The organism is Herbaspirillum frisingense GSF30 (genome assembly GCF_000300975.2).
In the GTDB taxonomy this organism is placed as follows: Bacteria; Pseudomonadota; Gammaproteobacteria; order Burkholderiales; family Burkholderiaceae_D; genus Herbaspirillum; species Herbaspirillum frisingense.
In genome coordinates, this window is the sequence record NZ_AEEC02000013.1 from 69,393 (window position 1) to 87,046 (window position 17,654).

General features: G+C 60.8%; 13 protein-coding genes. 8 read left to right on the forward strand and 5 right to left on the reverse strand.

Annotated features, from left to right (window positions below; all coding sequences use genetic code 11):
- Positions 1 to 41: 41 nt before the first annotated feature.
- A complete protein-coding gene (locus HFRIS_RS11120) occupies positions 42 to 1,661 on the reverse strand; it encodes a GMC family oxidoreductase (RefSeq protein WP_006463438.1) in 1,620 nt (539 codons plus the stop codon).
- Positions 1,662 to 1,818: 157 nt separating this feature from the next.
- Positions 1,819 to 3,330, reverse strand: a complete 1,512-nt coding sequence (locus tag HFRIS_RS11125) for a CoA-acylating methylmalonate-semialdehyde dehydrogenase (RefSeq protein WP_006463439.1) — start codon at positions 3,328 to 3,330, stop codon at positions 1,819 to 1,821.
- A 283-nt stretch (positions 3,331 to 3,613) separates the two neighbouring features.
- Between HFRIS_RS11125 and HFRIS_RS11130 the strand changes: the two genes are divergently transcribed.
- Together HFRIS_RS11130 and HFRIS_RS11135 are read left to right on the forward strand one after the other, a co-directional pair.
- Positions 3,614 to 4,498: a LysR family transcriptional regulator gene (locus HFRIS_RS11130; protein WP_039875326.1), complete on the forward strand. Its 885-nt coding sequence runs from the start codon at positions 3,614 to 3,616 to the stop codon at positions 4,496 to 4,498.
- A gap of 466 nt (positions 4,499 to 4,964) precedes the next feature.
- Positions 4,965 to 5,270: a 2Fe-2S iron-sulfur cluster-binding protein gene (locus HFRIS_RS11135; RefSeq protein ID WP_006463441.1), complete on the forward strand. Its 306-nt coding sequence runs from the start codon at positions 4,965 to 4,967 to the stop codon at positions 5,268 to 5,270.
- A 776-nt stretch (positions 5,271 to 6,046) separates the two neighbouring features.
- Here HFRIS_RS11135 and HFRIS_RS11140 read toward each other — a convergent pair.
- Together HFRIS_RS11140 and HFRIS_RS11145 are read right to left on the reverse strand one after the other, a co-directional pair.
- Positions 6,047 to 8,095, reverse strand: coding sequence for an AsmA family protein (locus HFRIS_RS11140; RefSeq protein ID WP_006463442.1), 2,049 nt, complete (start codon positions 8,093 to 8,095; stop codon positions 6,047 to 6,049).
- 131 nt (positions 8,096 to 8,226) lie between these two features.
- Positions 8,227 to 9,186 carry a LysR family transcriptional regulator gene (locus HFRIS_RS11145; protein WP_006463443.1) on the reverse strand — a complete coding sequence of 320 codons (960 nt, stop codon included), beginning with the start codon at positions 9,184 to 9,186 and terminating at the stop codon, positions 8,227 to 8,229.
- A gap of 177 nt (positions 9,187 to 9,363) precedes the next feature.
- Here HFRIS_RS11145 and HFRIS_RS11150 point away from each other — a divergent pair, with 177 nt between their 5' ends.
- The 3 genes from HFRIS_RS11150 to HFRIS_RS11160 all read left to right on the forward strand — a co-directional run bounded on the left by HFRIS_RS11150 (position 9,364) and on the right by HFRIS_RS11160 (position 11,488).
- Positions 9,364 to 9,597, forward strand: coding sequence for a hypothetical protein (locus tag HFRIS_RS11150; RefSeq protein ID WP_006463444.1), 234 nt, complete (start codon positions 9,364 to 9,366; stop codon positions 9,595 to 9,597).
- A gap of 590 nt (positions 9,598 to 10,187) precedes the next feature.
- On the forward strand, positions 10,188 to 10,505 hold the full coding sequence (locus HFRIS_RS11155; RefSeq protein WP_006463445.1) for a hypothetical protein: 318 nt from the start codon (positions 10,188 to 10,190) through the stop codon (positions 10,503 to 10,505).
- Positions 10,506 to 10,720: 215 nt separating this feature from the next.
- On the forward strand, positions 10,721 to 11,488 hold the full coding sequence (locus HFRIS_RS11160) for a class II glutamine amidotransferase (RefSeq protein WP_006463446.1): 768 nt from the start codon (positions 10,721 to 10,723) through the stop codon (positions 11,486 to 11,488).
- Between the two features lie 148 nt (positions 11,489 to 11,636).
- On the opposite strand, the gene HFRIS_RS25230 is transcribed toward HFRIS_RS11160, so the two are convergent.
- Positions 11,637 to 11,852 (reverse strand): hypothetical protein, encoded by a 216-nt coding sequence (locus tag HFRIS_RS25230; RefSeq protein ID WP_146012878.1) that lies wholly within the window; start codon positions 11,850 to 11,852, stop codon positions 11,637 to 11,639.
- Here HFRIS_RS25230 and dnaA point away from each other — a divergent pair.
- The 3 genes from dnaA to gyrB all read left to right on the forward strand — a co-directional run bounded on the left by dnaA (position 11,851) and on the right by gyrB (position 17,632).
- Positions 11,851 to 13,251, forward strand: a complete 1,401-nt coding sequence (gene dnaA / locus HFRIS_RS11165) for a chromosomal replication initiator protein DnaA (protein WP_006463447.1) — start codon at positions 11,851 to 11,853, stop codon at positions 13,249 to 13,251. The two genes, HFRIS_RS25230 and dnaA, sit on opposite strands and share 2 nt — an antisense overlap.
- 640 nt (positions 13,252 to 13,891) lie before the next feature.
- Positions 13,892 to 14,998, forward strand: coding sequence for a DNA polymerase III subunit beta (gene dnaN / locus HFRIS_RS11170; protein ID WP_006463448.1), 1,107 nt, complete (start codon positions 13,892 to 13,894; stop codon positions 14,996 to 14,998).
- A gap of 135 nt (positions 14,999 to 15,133) precedes the next feature.
- Positions 15,134 to 17,632, forward strand: coding sequence for a DNA topoisomerase (ATP-hydrolyzing) subunit B (gene gyrB / locus HFRIS_RS11175; protein ID WP_006463449.1), 2,499 nt, complete (start codon positions 15,134 to 15,136; stop codon positions 17,630 to 17,632).
- The last annotated feature ends 22 nt before the right edge of the window (positions 17,633 to 17,654 follow it).

The following is a 17,654-nucleotide window of genomic DNA, read 5'->3' on the forward strand; positions in this document are numbered from 1 at the left end:
CGTATAAACACCGTATCCGCCAGCGGCTGAGAATACCCCGTTTACGCCCGGGAAAGCAGGCTGGAAGCGACTTTCTCGGCAATCATGACGGTCGGCGAATTGGTATTGCCGGAGGTGATGGAGGGCATCACGGAGGCATCGGCCACGCTCAGTCCCGACACCCCGCGCACGCGGCAATGCGCGTCCACGACGGCGGCGGCATCGTCGCTGCGCCCCATGCGGCAGGTGCCGACCGGATGGAAGATGGTGGTGCCCACGTCACCGGCGGCGCGGCGCAGATCCTCTTCGCTCTGGTACTGCACGCCAGGCTTGTACTCCTCGGGCCGATAGCGTGCCAGGGCGGGAGAGGCGGCGATGCGCCGGGTCAGGCGCAGGGCGTCGGCGGCGACCTTCAGGTCTTCTTCGGTGGACAGATAGTTGGTGGTGATGCGCGGCGCCAGCGCATGATCGGTGGAGGCCAGGCGCACGTGACCGCGCGAGGTCGGACGCAGGTTGCACACGCTGGCCGTGAAGGCCGGGAAGGCATGCAGCGGATCGCCGAATTTTTCCAGCGACAGCGGCTGCACGTGGTACTGCAGATTGGCGCTGGCCTGCTGCGCATCGGACCTGGCAAAGGCGCCCAGCTGCGAAGGCGCCATCGACATCGGGCCACTTTGCATCAACAGGTATTCCAGTCCGATCTTCATCTTTCCGAAGAGGGTCGAGGCCATGGCATTGAGGGTCCTGGTGCCGTTGACCTTGAACACCATGCGCATCTGCAGGTGATCCTGCAAATTCTCGCCCACGCCGGGCAAGGCGTGGATCACCGGGATCTGGTGCTGCTGCAACAGCGCAGGCGCACCGATGCCCGACATCTGCAGGATATGCGGCGAGCCGATGGCGCCGGCGCACAGGATGGTCTCCTTGGCCTCGGCCAGCCACTCGCTGCCACCACCGGTGAATTCGACGCCGGTGCAGACCGGTCCGTTGGCGCCCTGCTCCATGCGCAGCTTCCTGACGTGCGAGCCGGTCATGATGGTCAGGCTGCCATCCTTCATAGCGGGCCGCAGGAAGGCCTTGGAAGCGTTCCAGCGCACGCCGCGCTTCTGGTTGACGTCGAAGTAGCCACAGCCCTCGTTGTCGCCCCGGTTGAAGTCATCGAGCTTGGGGATACCGTTCTCGGCGGCGGCGTCGCGGAAGGCATCCAGGATGTCCCAGCGCAGGCGCTGCTTCTCCACCCGCCACTCGCCCCCGGCGCCGTGGAATTCGCTCTCGCCCAGGTGGTAGTCCTCGCTCTTGCGGAACCAGGGCAGCACCTGGTTCCAGCGCCAGCTGTCGTCGCCGGTGACGTCCGCCCAGTGCTCGTAGTCACGCGCCTGACCGCGCATGTAGATCATGCCGTTGATGGAAGAACAGCCGCCCAGCACCTTGCCACGCGGGTAGATCAGGCTGCGCCCGTTCAGGCCGGGATCGGCCTCGGTACGGAACATCCAGTCGGTGCGCGGATTGTTGATGCAGTAGAGATAGCCCACCGGAATATGGATCCAGATGTAATCGTCCTTGGCGCCCGCTTCGATCAGCAGCACCTTCTTGCCGGTCTTCCTGGACAGCCGGTTGGCCATGACGCAGCCGGCTGTCCCGGCGCCGATGATGATGTAGTCGTATTGCCCTGCCGATTGCATGTTGTCTCCGCTATGTTCTTGTTCTTGCCGTTGAGTTGCTTCGGCCGTTCAGCCTGAGTAGTCGCGTAGCGACGTATCGAAGGTGCGTCTACGGAGAATCTTCGATACGCGCCTGCGGCGCTACTCAGTCCGAACGGTCGGTATTGTCTCGTCGGCCTTACTTGGCCACCGGCATGGTGAACTCCGCCCCCTTGCCGATCGTCGCCGACCAGCGCTGCATGATGGACTTGTAGCGCGTATAGAAGCGGATGCCCTCCTCGCCATAGGCATGGGTATCGCCAAAGAGCGACCGCTTCCAGCCGCCGAAGGAATGCCAGGCCATCGGCACCGGGATGGGCACGTTGATGCCCACCATGCCGACCTGGATGCGGCGCGAGAACTCGTGCGCCGTATTGCCATCGGCGGTGAACAGCGACACACCGTTGCCATATTCGTGGGCGTTGATCAGCTGCACGGCCGAGGCGAAGTCCGGCACCCGCACCACGCACAGCACGGGGCCGAAGATTTCTTCCTGGTAGATCTTCATGTCGGTGCCGACGTTGTCGAAGAGCGTACCGCCGATGAAGAAACCTTCTTCATGGCCCGGCACCTTCAGGCCGCGGCCATCGACCAGCAGCTTGGCGCCGGCATCCACACCGCTCTGGATATAGCCTTCTACCTTGGCCTTGTGGGCCGCGGTCACCAGCGGGCCCATCTCGGCATCGTCTTCCATGCCGTTCTTGACCTTCAAGGCCTTCACGCGCGGGATCAGGGCGTCCACCAGCTTGTCGGCCACGCTGCCCACGGCCACCGCCACCGAGATCGCCATGCAGCGCTCGCCAGCCGAGCCATAGGCCGCGCCGATGAGCGCATCCACAGCCTGCTCCAGGTTGGCGTCAGGCATGACCACCAGGTGGTTCTTGGCGCCGCCCAGGGCCTGCGCGCGCAGCGGGAAGGTGCCGGCGCGTTCGGTGGCCTTGCGATAGATGTATTCGGCAATCGGGGTGGAACCGACGAAGGAGACCGCCTGCACCTCAGGATGCTCCAGCAGCGCATCCACCGCCACCTTGTCACCCTGCACCACGTTGAAGACGCCATCGGGCAGGCCGGCGCGCTTGAACAGTTCAGCCAGCATCAGCGAAGGTGAAGGATCACGCTCGGAGGGCTTGAGCACGAAGCTGTTGCCGGTGGCGATCGCAATCGGCGCCATCCACAGCGGCACCATCACCGGGAAGTTGAATGGCGTGATGCCGGCCGTCACGCCCAGCGGCTGGCGCAGGTTCCAGTTGTCGATACCGCCGCCGATGTTGTCGGTGAACTGGGTCTTGAGCAATTGCGGGATACCGGTGGCGAATTCGACGATTTCCAGGCCACGCGTCACCTCCCCTTTCGCATCCGAGAACACCTTGCCATGTTCCAGCGTGATGGCGCGGGCCAGGGCATCGTGGTTCTGCTCGATCAACTCCTTGAACTTGAACAGCACACGGGCGCGCTTCAGGGGCGCGGTCTCGGCCCAGGCCGGTGCGGCGGCACTGGCAGCGGCCACTGCAGCGTTGACTTCGGCCACCGATGCCAGCGACACCTTGGCTGCGACGGCGCCGGTAGCCGGATTGAAGACATCCTGGCTGCGACCGCTTTCCGAACGCGAAAGCTGGCCATTGATGAAGTGGTCGATGTGCGGGAGGCTCATAAGTTTTCCTTTGGTGTTGTCGATGTCGGGTGAAGGTGCCGTCTCCTGCGCCTTCCTGCGATGCGTCGACCAGGTCGGGGTCGGCATGGAACAGCAAGAATAGTCCTCGCCCGAGCCCGCATCCAATGAGGAATTATCAAGAGCAATATAAAGGATGCTTATAATCCGTCTTTATTGTTCACATACTACCCACACGATTCCCACAAGCTATTCACCAGGATATCCACGGCCTTATCCACAAGTGTGGCAAGCCAGGATAGACCTGTGATCGCTGGAGATGATGATGGATTTGACGCAATTACGCGCATTTATCTCGGTTGCCCATGAAGGCAACCTGACCCGGGCCGCTGAAAAGCTGCATCTGACCCAACCCGCTGTCAGTCTGCAGATCAAGGGGCTGCAGGAAAGCCTGGGCCTGCAATTGTTCAATCGCAGTGCATCCGGCATGGTCTTGACGGTGGAAGGCAATACCTTGCTGCCGCTGGCCGAGCGCATCCTGGCCGATGTCCAGGAATTGCGTCGCCATGCCAGCGGACTGCGCTCCAGTGACAATGTCCTGACCGGAACACTGGCCATCGGCACCATCCTCGATCCGGAATTCATCCGTCTCGGTGCTTTCCTGAAGTTGCTGGTCGAACATCATCCGCGTCTGTCGACCCAGCTATCGCATCACATGTCGGGATCGGTCCTCAACGAAGTGCGGGCCGGCCATCTGGACGTCGGTTATTTCCTGGGCGATCCCGGCAAGGGCTTCCACGCCATGACGCTGACCTCCTTCACCTACAACGTCATCGCCCCGGCGGGATGGAAGAACCGGGTCTCGGGCAAAAGCTGGAAGGAACTGGCACGCCTGCCCTGGATCTGGACTCCGGCAGAATCAGCACATCATCGCCTATTAAGCCGTATCTTCGCGCAGAATCAATCAAAACCGCACACGGTTGCACTGGTGGACCAGGAGTCATCGATGCTGGACCTGGTCAAGTCCGGTGTCGGGCTGTCCCTGGCGCGCGAGTCGATTGCCTTGAACCAGGCACAGGCGCATGGCCTGGTCATCGCGGATGCAGTCGAGTTGTCCACTGACTTGAGTTTTATTTCATTAGAAAAAAGACAACACGAAGATGCCATCAAGGCAGTGTTTCAACTATTACAAGAAGTCTGGCAAGCCTGATGAATTGAAATATCGACCAGACAGCGGCGTTGCCGATACTAATGATGTATCTGTATGGCAACAAACTGATTGATCTCACCGTTTTCCTGCCGAACCTAAAGGGCTGTCGTGCCGCTATATGCCTTTGCCAAGGGCTTTTTGCCTGGTTTTGGTGTTTGAAAGCCAAGTTTTTGGAAAGATGTCCACCGCGTGCGCTCTTCTGCTCTTTTAATTTAGATGTGGATATATATAAGTAGTAGTAGTAGTTAACGTCGCCAAAAACTGTGGATAACTCGGTTTACACGAAAAAAATCAAGCATTTAGCTTTCTGATAAACGCTTGGTAAGCTTATGCACATCAAAGGCACAGATTCTGGACAAAAAATCGGAGGTGGATAAATTATCCAGATATACCCAAAGCGCCCAGCAGATATGCAAAGACTTATCCACAGACGCCTTCAAACCCTGGCCAAACCGACAAGACCGAGATGACAGAAGCCAAACGCTACCGGGTTGTCCTGCAGCCCTCGGGTTTGCAATTTGAACAAGTACCGCATCTTTCCTTGTTGCAATCGGGACTAGCCGCCGGCATCCGCATGCCCAATTCCTGCCGCAATGGCAGCTGCCGGACCTGCATGTGCAAACTGTCCACAGGCGAAATCGCCTACCAGATCGAGTGGCCCGGGCTGACCCGGGAGGAAAAGGACGAGGGCTGGCTACTACCCTGTGTCGCCGAGGCCCGCAGTGACCTGGTGTTGCATGTGCCGGATGCGGTTTCGCTGCGCGGCGACTGATTTATCCACCGCCGATTTCTGCGAACGGCGGCAATTGGCTTTTTTCACCCTGGCTTGTGGATAAAAAACCTTCCCAGGCATCCCATTTGCCCACAGGCGGCGCGATCTGCCTGCGGTGACCTGCCCCCTGCATTGAATTTGGACGCTGTCCGTGGCGCGGCTCTGACGGCCCGTGCCTGGCAGAGAGCGATATCACGGCCTTTTTCAGCCGTGTGTGATTCCCCTATCTGCCAAACCAAAGTGCGTGGGTCCTGCCCTGCTGGCAGAGGGGGGGCGCTGCGAAAGCTCGCGCACCTAGACTTTATATCTAAGCTGTTTATAAGATTAGTAGTGATGGTTAACGTCACCGGTTTACTGTGGATAACTTGGTTTACTGGCGAAAAATCAATCGATTGCGCTCGGGATAAACACAAGGGCAAACTCTGTATGAGCCGATTACCAATCTTGGATAAAAATTCAGCTTTGGATAACTTTTCGAGTTTTCCCCAATCGATGAAAAAGTTATTCAGAACTTTATCCACAGGCGAATCGAATTTGGGGGAATGACGGGCTTGGAAACGGCAAAAGTGACGAAGTGGGTGAAATCAGTCATTTGGTCACCGATTTCGGTCTTTGACGGGGTAGTGACAGGGGTAAAGCGGGGGAATTTGTCTTGTAATGGCAACGACCCCCGAGGCGGTCAATTCCACTGTTGCGAAAAACGTGGCTAAAACGAGGCGGGGACAGGAAAGTTATCCCCTGCCCCCGCCGATAAAACAACAGTATTTTCGTGCTGCCTATTTTTTAGGCGCCACCTTGTCGGAGGCACTCTTGCCTGGTGGCGGCGCCTGCGGCGCCTTCTTCACTTCTTCGAGCAGGTGATCGCAGTCGGCCTTCTGGTCGCCGTCCACATTGATCAGGGGCAGGATGGCCGTCACCGGTGCCAGCAGGCCCAGCGCTACCGCGCCACCCGCCCGCAAGGCCAGCACCCCTTTGTTCACGCCTACGTCCGGATCCTTGAAGCTGCCCTTCACGTACAACGGCGAACGTAGCGAGATGATGCGCAGGCCCTTGCTGCGTGGATGCACGTTCAGGTTCAGCAATTCGCGCTTCATGTCGATGTCGCCGTCCACCACGATCAGGGCGTCTTCGGTGTCCAGCAACAAGGTCTTCACCTGCATCACGCCGTCCTGCACCGGCAGGTCACCGGCCAGGCAGTTCAGCTTCACCTCCTTGTCCCCGAACAGTTTGCTGATGACCACGTTGCCCACATTGAGCCCGGCGGCCTCCAGCAGGAACTTGCTGATCGCACCCTTGTTGACCAGGGTCTTCACCTCGCCGTTGGCCGAGCCCAGCATGGCTGCGACCGAATTGCCGGTGGCCGACAGCCTGGCGTCGCCGTTGATCTCGCCGAAGCTGGTGCGCGAGGCATCGAGCTGGGGATACAGCTTCTGGATCTTCAGGTTGCGGGCGGCCAGTTTCAGCTCCGATTTCATCTGAGCCGCCTGGCCGTCAAGCCGGATGGTGGAGCGCAGATTGCCGCCGGCCATGCCGAAGTTGAGCGGGTCCAGGCTCAAGACCTTGTCCTTCAGGATGAGGTGGGCCTGCAGGTCGGTGATCGGCAAGTCCTTCTGCCGGATGATGCGCTTGCCGGTGAACCGCACATCGGCATCCAGCGCGCCCCAGGCCTCGGTGCTGAAGGTCTTCACCGGCAGCACCTTGTTGCCCGGCTGGCGTTCCTCCGCGCCACGCTGCGCCTTCTCGGCGTTGGAGTCGGCGCCGATCAGCGGTGCCAGGTCATCGAAGCGCAGCACATTGGAGGTCAGCGCCCCCGTCAGTTGCGGACGCGCGCCCCCGGTGACGTAATCCAGGCTGCCGTTGAGATCGCTGTCCCCTACCTTGCCGCTGAAGTCCTGGTAATGCCACTGACTGCCACTCTCGCCGATCTTGCCCAGCAGATGACCTTCGGTGGCGAAGGGCGGCGTTTCAGGCAACAGGATGCCGGTCAGCGGATACAGGTTGCCCATGCTGGCCCCGGCCACCGACAGGCGCAGGTCCAGCGCAGCCAGTTCGGCCGGTTTGGTGAGCGTCCCCTGGATACCGATGCTGGTCTTGCCCACCTTGACCTGGGCCTGCAGCGGATACGGCTGCTGCTGGTCCTGCAGCGAGAGCACCCCGCCGGCCTTGCCCTGCCCGCTCACCGGGGCGCCGTTGAAGGTGCCGCCGAGCTTCCAGCCCAGTCCGTAGAGCTTCTCCTTGTCCGGGTCCAGGGTGTCGATATCGGCCTTGATATTGATCTTTTGCACAGCATCGTCCAGCGCCAGCTTGCCCTGGCTGAGACTGATGCGGCCCAGGCTGAGCTGCCAGGCCGAGGGAGCGCTGTTGTTGCTGGCAAACGTCCAGTTGTTCACAGCCTGACGGTTGCGCAGCAAGGAAACCGAGGGCGCCTGTACCTCCAGCGACGGCAGGGAAATCCTATGCACAAGCAGCGGCAGCGGATTGAGGGTGAAGCTGACCAGGCGCACGGTGGCCATCTGGCCAGCGCTGCTGAAGGTGGGGGGATTGCCGACCCGGATATCCTCCGCCTGCAGCCGGGGCCACGGCACCCAGCGCGCCCAGAAGCCCGGTGGCGCCGCACCTGGGGTGGCGTCCGTGCCAGCGCGCTGCCAGTGCAGGGAGAGATTGCCGTCGATGGCGAACTCGCGCCCGATCGCGGTCGAGACGCGTTCGTTGATCCAGGGTTTTGCCCGGTTCCAGTCGAAGGTGAGGATGAAAATGACCGCGGCGGCGATCAGGATGAGCAGACTGGCAAGCAGCCAGAGCAGGATGTTGGTCAGGCGCGACATCGCTTCGGCGTCCCCTATGGAGGGTTATCAACATGCGCCAACGCCCGCCGACAGCGGCTTTCCCGCGCGCCAGTCTCCATGGCGCCTGTGGATAGATCAGACCGGGAAAGCCGTTTGCTGCCAGCGCCGCATCAGCGCTTCATGTTGATACGACCGAATTCGTCATGTGTTGTTGCAGACAAGTGAGCTCGCAGCCACTTATGGGCCGGATTACGGGCGTCGCGTTCATGCCACAACATATCCACATGCTCTTCCGGCGTCTGGAAGGGCAGCTCCTTCACCACCAGCACCTCGGCCATGCCGGTGGCGGCCACCAGGTGGCGCGGCAGCACGGTGATGAGCTCCGAACTGGCCACGATGCGACCGGCCGTGAAGAACTGGTTCACCGTCAGCAGGATCTTGCGCTCCCGGTTCATGCCGGCCAGCACGTCGTCGATCACCGCGTGCGGCTTGCCCGACAGGCTCACCAGCAGGTGGTCGGCGCTGCAATAGCTGTCCAGCGTCAGCGGTTGGCCGGCCAGCGGGTGGTTCTTGTGCATCACGCAGACATATTGCCCGGTGTAGAGCCGGGCATGGCTGATCTGGCTCTTGGCCATGCCCTGGCCATCGGCCAGCTGTGCAGTCACGCCGGGGAAAAAGCCCACGGCCAGGTCGATATCCCCGCGCAACAGCATGGCACGCGGGTCACGCGTGGTCAGCGGCATCATCCGGATCTTGATGCGGGGGGCGTCGCGCATGATGGTGCGCACCAGCGAGGGCAGCCACAGCGCGGCCGTGGCATCCACCATGGCCATGCGGAAGGTGTTCTGGGCGCGCGAGATATCGAAGCTTTCCGGCGCGATCACCGCTTCCAGCTCCGACAGCGCCCGGCGCACGGTGGGCCACAGTTCCTCGGCGCGGGGCGTGGGCTTGACGCCATGGGCGGTGCGGATCACCAGATCGTCATTGAGCGTGTCGCGCAGCCGGCGTAGCGCATTGGAGACAGCCGGCTGGGTCATGGCCAGCAAGTTGGCCGCACGCGTCAGATTCTGCTCGGTCATGACGGCGTCGAATACGCGCAACAGGTTCAGGTCCAGGGTGAGAAAGCTCATGGGGCGGGCCTTTGCGGCAGGAAGGAAGTCGTGGGGGCGGCAGATGAGCGCGGGTGATCGCCGGCCAAAATATTATTCACAGATTATATAACTGATATCCGAAATGGAAAGTGGTCAAACAAATGTGAGTTCTCTACACTGCAATGCAACATAACACACAACGTCAAGGATCGAATCATGGCAACCATCGCACAAAGCACCAACAGCACCTTCAAGAGCAAGTTCGCCGCCGTCATGCGCAACATCTTCATCCACTTCGTCAAGGCCCATGAGCTGCAAGCCGTTGCTCTGGTCGCCGCCGAACAGGATCGCGCATCGGGCACCCGCCAGCTGAACCGCATGGCCGACAAGTTCGAAGCCACCCAGCCGAACCTGGCTGCTGAACTGCGCTTCATCGCTTCGCGCGGTTAATCGAAGGTTTCTGCTTCACCAGATTCAGGTTTTACCCGTCGCGCATGACACTTGCGTGACGCTGGCATCAGGTCCTGGAGACCGGTGCCGGTATCAAGGATTTCGGTAGTTCCGGCGCGTACGGCGCTTATGTTGACGCTGATTCGATCAACGCGTCAGGACACCGATCCGTTGTCTCCTCCTCCCTCTTTAGGAAGGATTAACCCCGTAGGCCATGCCTGCGGGGTTTTTTTTCGTGCATTGCGAACAGGCTGTTCACTATCCGCGACGACTTCCGTTCGAGATATTCACAGGCCCTTCGCGCTCAGTCAAACGGCGTTGCAAATTTGCCGCATAGTGGTCAGACAAGCCATCGCCATCTTGCCAGCCGGCTAATGTAAAAAATGCAATGAAGGCCAGCCATCAAGGGTTTGCGGGAGATTGTCCGGTGCTTGCTGGTCGCTGAAGACCTATATTCACAAACCCTATATCTGATATGAGAACTCTAAAGTAGTCATACAGGAGGCCAAACTGCATACTGCGACGCAACAACAGTGAACTTGAACGCCGCGCAGTCGTGTCGCGGCCTGATTATCAGAGGTAGAAATATCATGTCCTTCCTGAACCTGGCCTTTCCTGCTGAAGCAGCCCTGCCCTTCGCGCAATCCCTGATGGGCATGCTGGTGGCGTATATCCGCCCGGCACTGGGTCTGGGCGCACTGGTCACGCTGGTCATGGTGTTCAAGCCGCTGATCCTGGGTCTGGCGCAAGCCGCCGTCCTGCTGGTCAAGCCCCGCAAGTCGCTGGAGCAACGCATCCTGGCGCACAAGTTCAGCGGCAAGCGCATGCTCAACCGCATGGCCAACGAATACAGCATGACCCAACCGAATTTTGCAGCCGAGCTGCGCAACATGGCCGCGCGCGACTGAAGTCCGGTCCCCGCATGTGGTGCGACCTCTGATCCGTCTTCTGGTCGTTTTGTAGTTTTGTAGTACGTACTGTGTCTCCTCCTCCCTCTTTAGGAAGGATTAGCCCCGCCAGCGCAAGCTCGCGGGGCTTTTTTTATCCACAGCCCGGACCCGGGCCGGCGGCAACGTGATAACTTGTTCACCCGCCAACCTTCACAGCGTTTCTGCAACACATCATGTGCCAGCTCCTCGGGATGAACTGCAATACCCCCACCGACATCGTCTTCAGCTTCACCGGCTTTGCCACCCGGGGCGGCCTGACCGACCACCACCGCGATGGCTGGGGCATTGCCTTCTTCGAGGGCTCGGGCGTGCGCACCTTCGTCGACCACCAGGCGGCCGTCGATTCCCCGGTGGCCGAACTGATCAAGCGCTACCCGATCAAGTCGCAGCACGTGATTGCCCACATCCGCAAGGCCACCCAGGGCCGTGTCACACTGGCCAACTGCCACCCCTTCGTGCGCGAACTGTGGGGGCGCTACTGGGTATTTGCCCACAACGGCGACCTGAAGAACTTCACGCCCGAGCTCGATGGCCCCTACCGCCCGGTCGGCACCACCGACAGCGAACTGGCCTTCTGCTACATCCTGCAGGAAATGCGCAAGCGCTTCGGCGACACCCTGCCTCTGCTGGCCGACCTGCGCGCGGCCCTGCGCGAGATCGTCGACGGCATCGCCAGCCACGGCACCTTCAACATGCTGCTTTCGGACGGCTCGGCGCTGTTTACCCACTGCTCCACCCATCTCTATTACATCGTCCGCCAGCACCCCTTCACCACCGCCAAGCTGTCCGACGACGACCTCTCGGTCGACTTTGCCCAGGTCACCACCACCAATGACCGGGTTGCCGTGATCGTGACCCAGCCCTTGACCGACAATGAAGTCTGGACCGCTTTCCAGGCCGGTGAAATGAAGGTCTTTGTCGACGGCAACGTGGTCGACTGAGCAAGCCGACTGCCCACCACAGTCACCTGTCCACAGCCAAATCCGCCGCCAAAATCCACTTTTGCACAGGCTGTTACAAAAAAGGCGGGCAGATTGCCCGCCTTGTCTTATCCACAGATCATGACTCTGTCCCCCTAACACCGCCCGCTCACGGGCTTTCCGGTGTCAGGGTGACGATGCGCTGCTGCGCAGCCTGTGGATAGTTCAGATTTTTCAGGGATTTTTGCCGGTCGACCTGTGGATAACTTGGGTTTACCGGAGTAAAATGCGTCCCTCGTTTCGCGCCCGGACGACTTCGTCCATCCAGGCCCGTCCTCCGGACGCGGCAGGCGGGCGCCGCACTTATCCGATAAGAAAGCTTCATGGAAAACTTCTGGCAGGCTTGCTCCCATAAACTCGAGCAGGAGCTGACCCCTCAGCAATACAGCGCCTGGATCAAGCCGCTGGTGCCGCTCGACTTCGAGGATGGGCTCTTGCGCATCGCCGCGCCCAATCGCTTCAAGCTGGACTGGGTCAAGACCCAGTTCGCCAACCGCATCACCGCACTGGCCTGCGAATACTGGGACGCACCGACCGAAGTCCAGTTCGTGCTGGACCCGCGCGGCAACCAGGGCCGGCGCCCGGCCGCCAGCCCGCAAGCGGCCGGCGGCGGTGCCAACGGCCTGGGTTTGCCCAACCACGAACAGTTGCACCTGGATCCCGAACCGGCCCAGCCCGTGCGGGCGGTGGCGCCGCGTCAGGAGCAGTCGCGCATCAACCCGGTCCTGACCTTCGATAACCTGGTCACCGGTAAGGCCAACCAGCTGGCCCGCGCGGCCGCCACCCAGGTCGCCAACAACCCCGGTACCTCGTACAACCCGCTGTTCCTGTATGGCGGCGTGGGTCTGGGTAAGACCCACATCATCCACGCCATCGGCAACCAGGTGCTTGTGGATAACCCGGGCGCCAAGATCCGCTACATCCACGCCGAACAGTACGTGCGCGACGTGGTCACGGCCTACCAGCGCAAGGGTTTCGACGACTTCAAGCGCTATTACCACTCGCTGGACCTGCTGCTGATCGACGATATCCAGTTCTTTGGCGGCAAGAGCCGCACCCAGGAAGAATTCTTCTACGCCTTCGAAGCCCTGATCGCGGCCAAGAAGCAGATCATCATCACCAGTGATACCTATCCCAAGGAAATCAGCGGCATGGATGACCGCCTGATCTCCCGCTTCGACTCCGGCCTGACGGTGGCCATCGAGCCGCCCGAGCTGGAGATGCGCGTGGCCATCCTGATGAAGAAGGCCGCCGCCGAGGACGTGGTGTTGTCCGATGACGTCGCCTTCTTCGTCGCCAAGCACCTGCGCTCCAACGTGCGCGAGCTGGAAGGCGCGTTGCGCAAGATCCTGGCCTACTCGCGCTTCCACGGCAAGGACATCACCATCGATGTCGTCAAGGAAGCCCTTAAGGATCTGCTGTCGGTGCAGAACCGCCAGATCTCGGTGGAAAACATCCAGAAGACGGTGGCCGACTTCTTCAACATCAAGGTCGCCGACATGTATTCCAAGAAGCGTCCGGCCAACATCGCCCGCCCGCGCCAGATCGCCATGTACCTAGCCAAGGAGCTGACCCAGAAGAGCCTGCCGGAGATCGGCGACCTCTTCGGCGGCCGCGACCACACCACGGTGTTGCACGCGGTCCGCAAGATCGCCGCCGACCGCGCCAAGAGCCCGGAATGCAACCACGAGCTGCACGTGCTGGAGCAAACCCTCAAGGGTTGATCCTGGCTGCCACCGGCAGCGCCTGTGGATAAGATGACAATGCCGCCCGCGTCCGCGCCGGCGGCATTTTCTTTTCCACAACGAAACTTCCAGGTTCCCCTCGTCGCGCAAGCCTGTGGATAAATCAACTGCTCCGCATGCGACGCTTCCTCTGCCCGGGGAGCGGGAATTTTCCCTCCCCAACCACCGGATTTTTGATGCCCAGGCGCCCACCCTCCCCCCTGGCGGACTACTCCGAAGAGGGGATGATTGGTACAATGGAAGGCGTTATTTCGCAGGCGGACGCAAGGGCCGGCCACGGAGCAGGAAATCCGCGGGATAGCACGGAAACTTCGAATAAATACCCGGAAACACCCGGCAAAAGTATTCAAATGTTCCAAACGTATAGCCAAGTGTTTCTGGCTGCCCGCCATTGTCTTACCTACCTGGACAATCGCGGGTCGCTGTATCACCAGCTTTGCGGGAACGGATTCCGGACCGGTCGCTTACCGGTCATGCCACATGCAGGAGCGTTGCATATTCAGGCAGGTTGCAGTGCAGACAGCGTTTTTCACCAGAGGAGGAACACGCGCAAGATGGGCATGACGCAAAGCCGGCCGACGGCATCCTTTAAACCATTACTAGCAAGGACAAACTGACTATGCAATTGGTTAAAACCCAACGAGACACGCTCCTGCGTCCTCTGCAGATCGTGAGTGGTATTGTCGAGCGTCGGCACACATTGCCGATTCTGGCCAATATCCTCATCCGCAAGGACGGCGAGAAGGTCTCTTTCCTGTCCACCGACATCGAAGTGCAGATCACCACGCACGCCGACGTCGGCTCCGGCGATGAAACGACCGCCACCACCGTGGCCGCCCGCAAGCTGCTCGACATCCTGCGCGCCCTGCCCGACTCCGGCGAAGTCGCCATCTCCCTGTCCAACAAGCGCCTGACCGTGCAATCGGGCAAGTCCCGCTTCGCGCTGCAGACGCTGGCCGCCGAGGAATTCCCGACGGTGGCCCAGGCCGAGCACTACAACGCCCAGGTCAACCTGCCACAGAAGACCCTGAAGCACCTGTTCAACATGGTCCACTTCGCCATGGCCCAGCAGGATATCCGTTACTACCTCAACGGCCTGCTGCTGGTGGTCGAAGGCAAGAACGTGATCGCGGTCGCCACCGACGGCCACCGCCTGGCCTTCTGCCAGGTCGAGACCGAGCAGGACTTCCCGCGCCAGGAAGTGATCATCCCGCGCAAGACCATCATCGAACTGCAGCGTCTGCTCGACGACAGCGACGATGAAGTCCAGCTGCAGATCGCCAACAACCAGGTCAAGCTGACCTTCGCTGACATCGAACTTATCTCCAAGCTGGTCGAAGGCAAGTTCCCCGACTACACCCGCGTGGTGCCCAAGGGCTACAAGAACAGCTTCACCATCAGCCGCGACCAGCTGCTGCGCTCGCTGCAACGCGCCGCCATCATGACCAGCGACAAGTTCAAGGGCGTGCGCTGGGTGATCGCCCCCGGCAGCCTGAAGATCAGCTCCACCAACGCCGACCAGGAAGAAGCGGTCGAAGAACTGGAAATCGACTACGGCGGCGACACCGTCGACATCGGTTTCAACGTCAGCTACCTGCTCGACGTGCTCAACAACCTGAAGAACGACTACGTCAACATCGCCCTGGGCGATGCCAATTCCTCGGCCCTGATCACCATCCCCGAGAACGCCGACTTCAAGTACGTCGTCATGCCGATGCGGATCTGAGCAACACCGCTCCACGCGCCCGAGGGGCCGTCCCAGACGGCCCCTCGGTTGCTTTTAAGAATTCCAAGAATCCTCCGACGAATTCCGTTTTTTGCAGTCCCCTAGTCGTTTGGCTAGCAATTTCAGAAGGTAACCATGTCCTCCAGCCCCGCAGACAACACCAATTCCGCGCAACAAAGCTATGGCGCTTCTTCCATCCAGATCCTGGAAGGCCTGGAGGCGGTGCGCAAGCGTCCCGGCATGTACATTGGCGACACCTCTGACGGCACCGGCCTGCACCACCTGGTGTTCGAAGTGCTGGACAACTCCATCGACGAAGCCCTGGCAGGCTACTGCAGCGAGATCCACGTCACCATCCACGCCGACAACTCCATCTCCATCACCGACAACGGCCGCGGCATTCCCACCGGCCTGAAGATGGACGACAAGCACGAACCCAAGCGCTCCGCCGCCGAAATCGTGATGACCGAGCTGCACGCCGGCGGCAAGTTCGACCAGAACTCCTACAAGGTCTCCGGCGGCCTGCACGGCGTGGGCGTGTCCTGCGTGAACGCACTGTCGAAGAAACTGAAGCTGACCATCCGCCGCGACGGCAAGCACTACGCCATGGAATTCGCCAAGGGCATCGTCCAGAACCGCGAACTGGAAATGATCGATGGCGTGCAGGTCTCGCCCATCAAGGTCGTGGGCGAATCCGACAAGCGTGGCACCGAAGTCCACTTCTGGGCCGATGAAGAAATCTTCACCCACGTCGAATTCCACTACGAGATCCTGGCCAAACGCATCCGCGAACTGTCCTTCCTCAACAACGGCGTGCACATCAAGCTGACCGACCAGCGCACCGGCAAGGAAGAAGACTTCGCCTTCGAAGGCGGCACCCGCGGCTTCGTCGAATACATCAACAAGAACAAGAGCATCCTCAACCCGACCATCTTCCAGGCCACCGGCGAGAAGCAATCCGACCAGGGCACGCTGGTCTCGGTGGACGTCTCCATGCAATGGAACGACGCCTTCAACGAACAGGTGCTCTGCTTCACCAACAACATCCCCCAGCGTGACGGCGGCACCCACCTGACCGGCCTGCGCGCCGCCATGACCCGCGTCATCAACAAGTACATCGAAGAAAACGATCTCGCCAAGAAGGCCAAGGTCGAAATCTCCGGCGACGACATGCGCGAAGGCCTGACCTGCGTGCTCTCGGTGAAGGTACCGGAACCCAAGTTCAGCTCCCAGACCAAGGACAAGCTGGTCTCCAGCGAAGTGCGCGGCCCCGTGGAAGAAATCGTCGCCAAGACCCTGACCGACTTCCTCGCCGAGAAGCCCAACGACGCCAAGATCATCTGCGGCAAGATCGTCGAAGCCGCCCGTGCCCGTGAAGCCGCCCGCAAGGCCCGCGAACTGACCCGCCGCAAGGGCGTCATGGACGGCCTGGGTTTGTCGTCCAAGCTGGCCGACTGCCAGGAACGCGACCCGGCCCTGTGCGAGCTCTACATCGTCGAGGGTGACTCCGCAGGCGGCTCCGCCAAGCAAGGCCGCGACCGCAAGTTCCAGGCCATCCTGCCGCTGCGCGGCAAGGTGCTGAACGTGGAGAAGGCACGCTTCGAGAAGATGCTCTCCTCCGAGCAGATCACCACCCTCATCGCCACCCTGGGCACCAGCATCGGCGCTGACGAATTCAACCCGGACAAGCTGCGCTACCACCGCATCATCATCATGACCGACGCCGACGTCGACGGCGCCCACATCCGCACCCTGCTGCTGACCCTGTTCTATCGCCAGATGCCGGCCCTGGTCGAACGCGGCCACATCTACATCGCCCAGCCGCCGCTGTACAAGGTCAAGGCCGGCAAGGACGAGCGCTACCTCAAGGACGACATCGAGGAAGCGCAATACATGATGCAGATCGCCCTGAACGACGCCGAGATCAAGCCCGCTGAAGACGCCCCCGCCATCAGCGGCGATGCACTGATCGAACTGGCCCGCCAGTACAACACCGCCAACGCCATCATCATGCGCCTGTCGCGCGCCATCGATGACGCCGCCTTGAGCGCCATCATGACCGGCGGCGTGGTACTGAAGATGGAAAACATCGAACAAGCCACCGCCACCGCGGCCGAACTGAAGAAGGCCATCAACGACAGCAACATCGACGTGCAAGCCCGCGTGGACGAGCTCAGCGAAAAGGTCGCCCTGCACATCCACCGTCGCCAGCACGGCAACATCAAGGCCACCGTGATCGATGCCGACTTCGTCAGCGGCCCCGACTACCAGGTGCTCTCCACCGCCGCCGAGACCTTCAAGGGCCTCATCCGCAAGGGCGCCACGGTGGCCCGTGGCCAGGGCGAAAAGCGCAAGGAATCCGCCATCACCGACTTCCGCCAGGCCATGGGCTGGCTGCGCGACGAAGCCGAACGCGGCGTCAACAAGCAGCGCTACAAAGGCCTGGGCGAGATGAACCCCGAGCAGCTGTGGGAAACCACCATGGACCCGACCGTGCGTCGTTTGTTGAAGGTGCAGATCGAGGATGCCATTGCGGCTGACCAGATCTTCATGACGCTCATGGGCGATGATGTGGAGCCGCGTCGGGCGTTTATTGAGTCTAATGCGTTGCAGGCGGGGAATATTGATGTTTGATGTCGTCAGTAGATAGCTACAT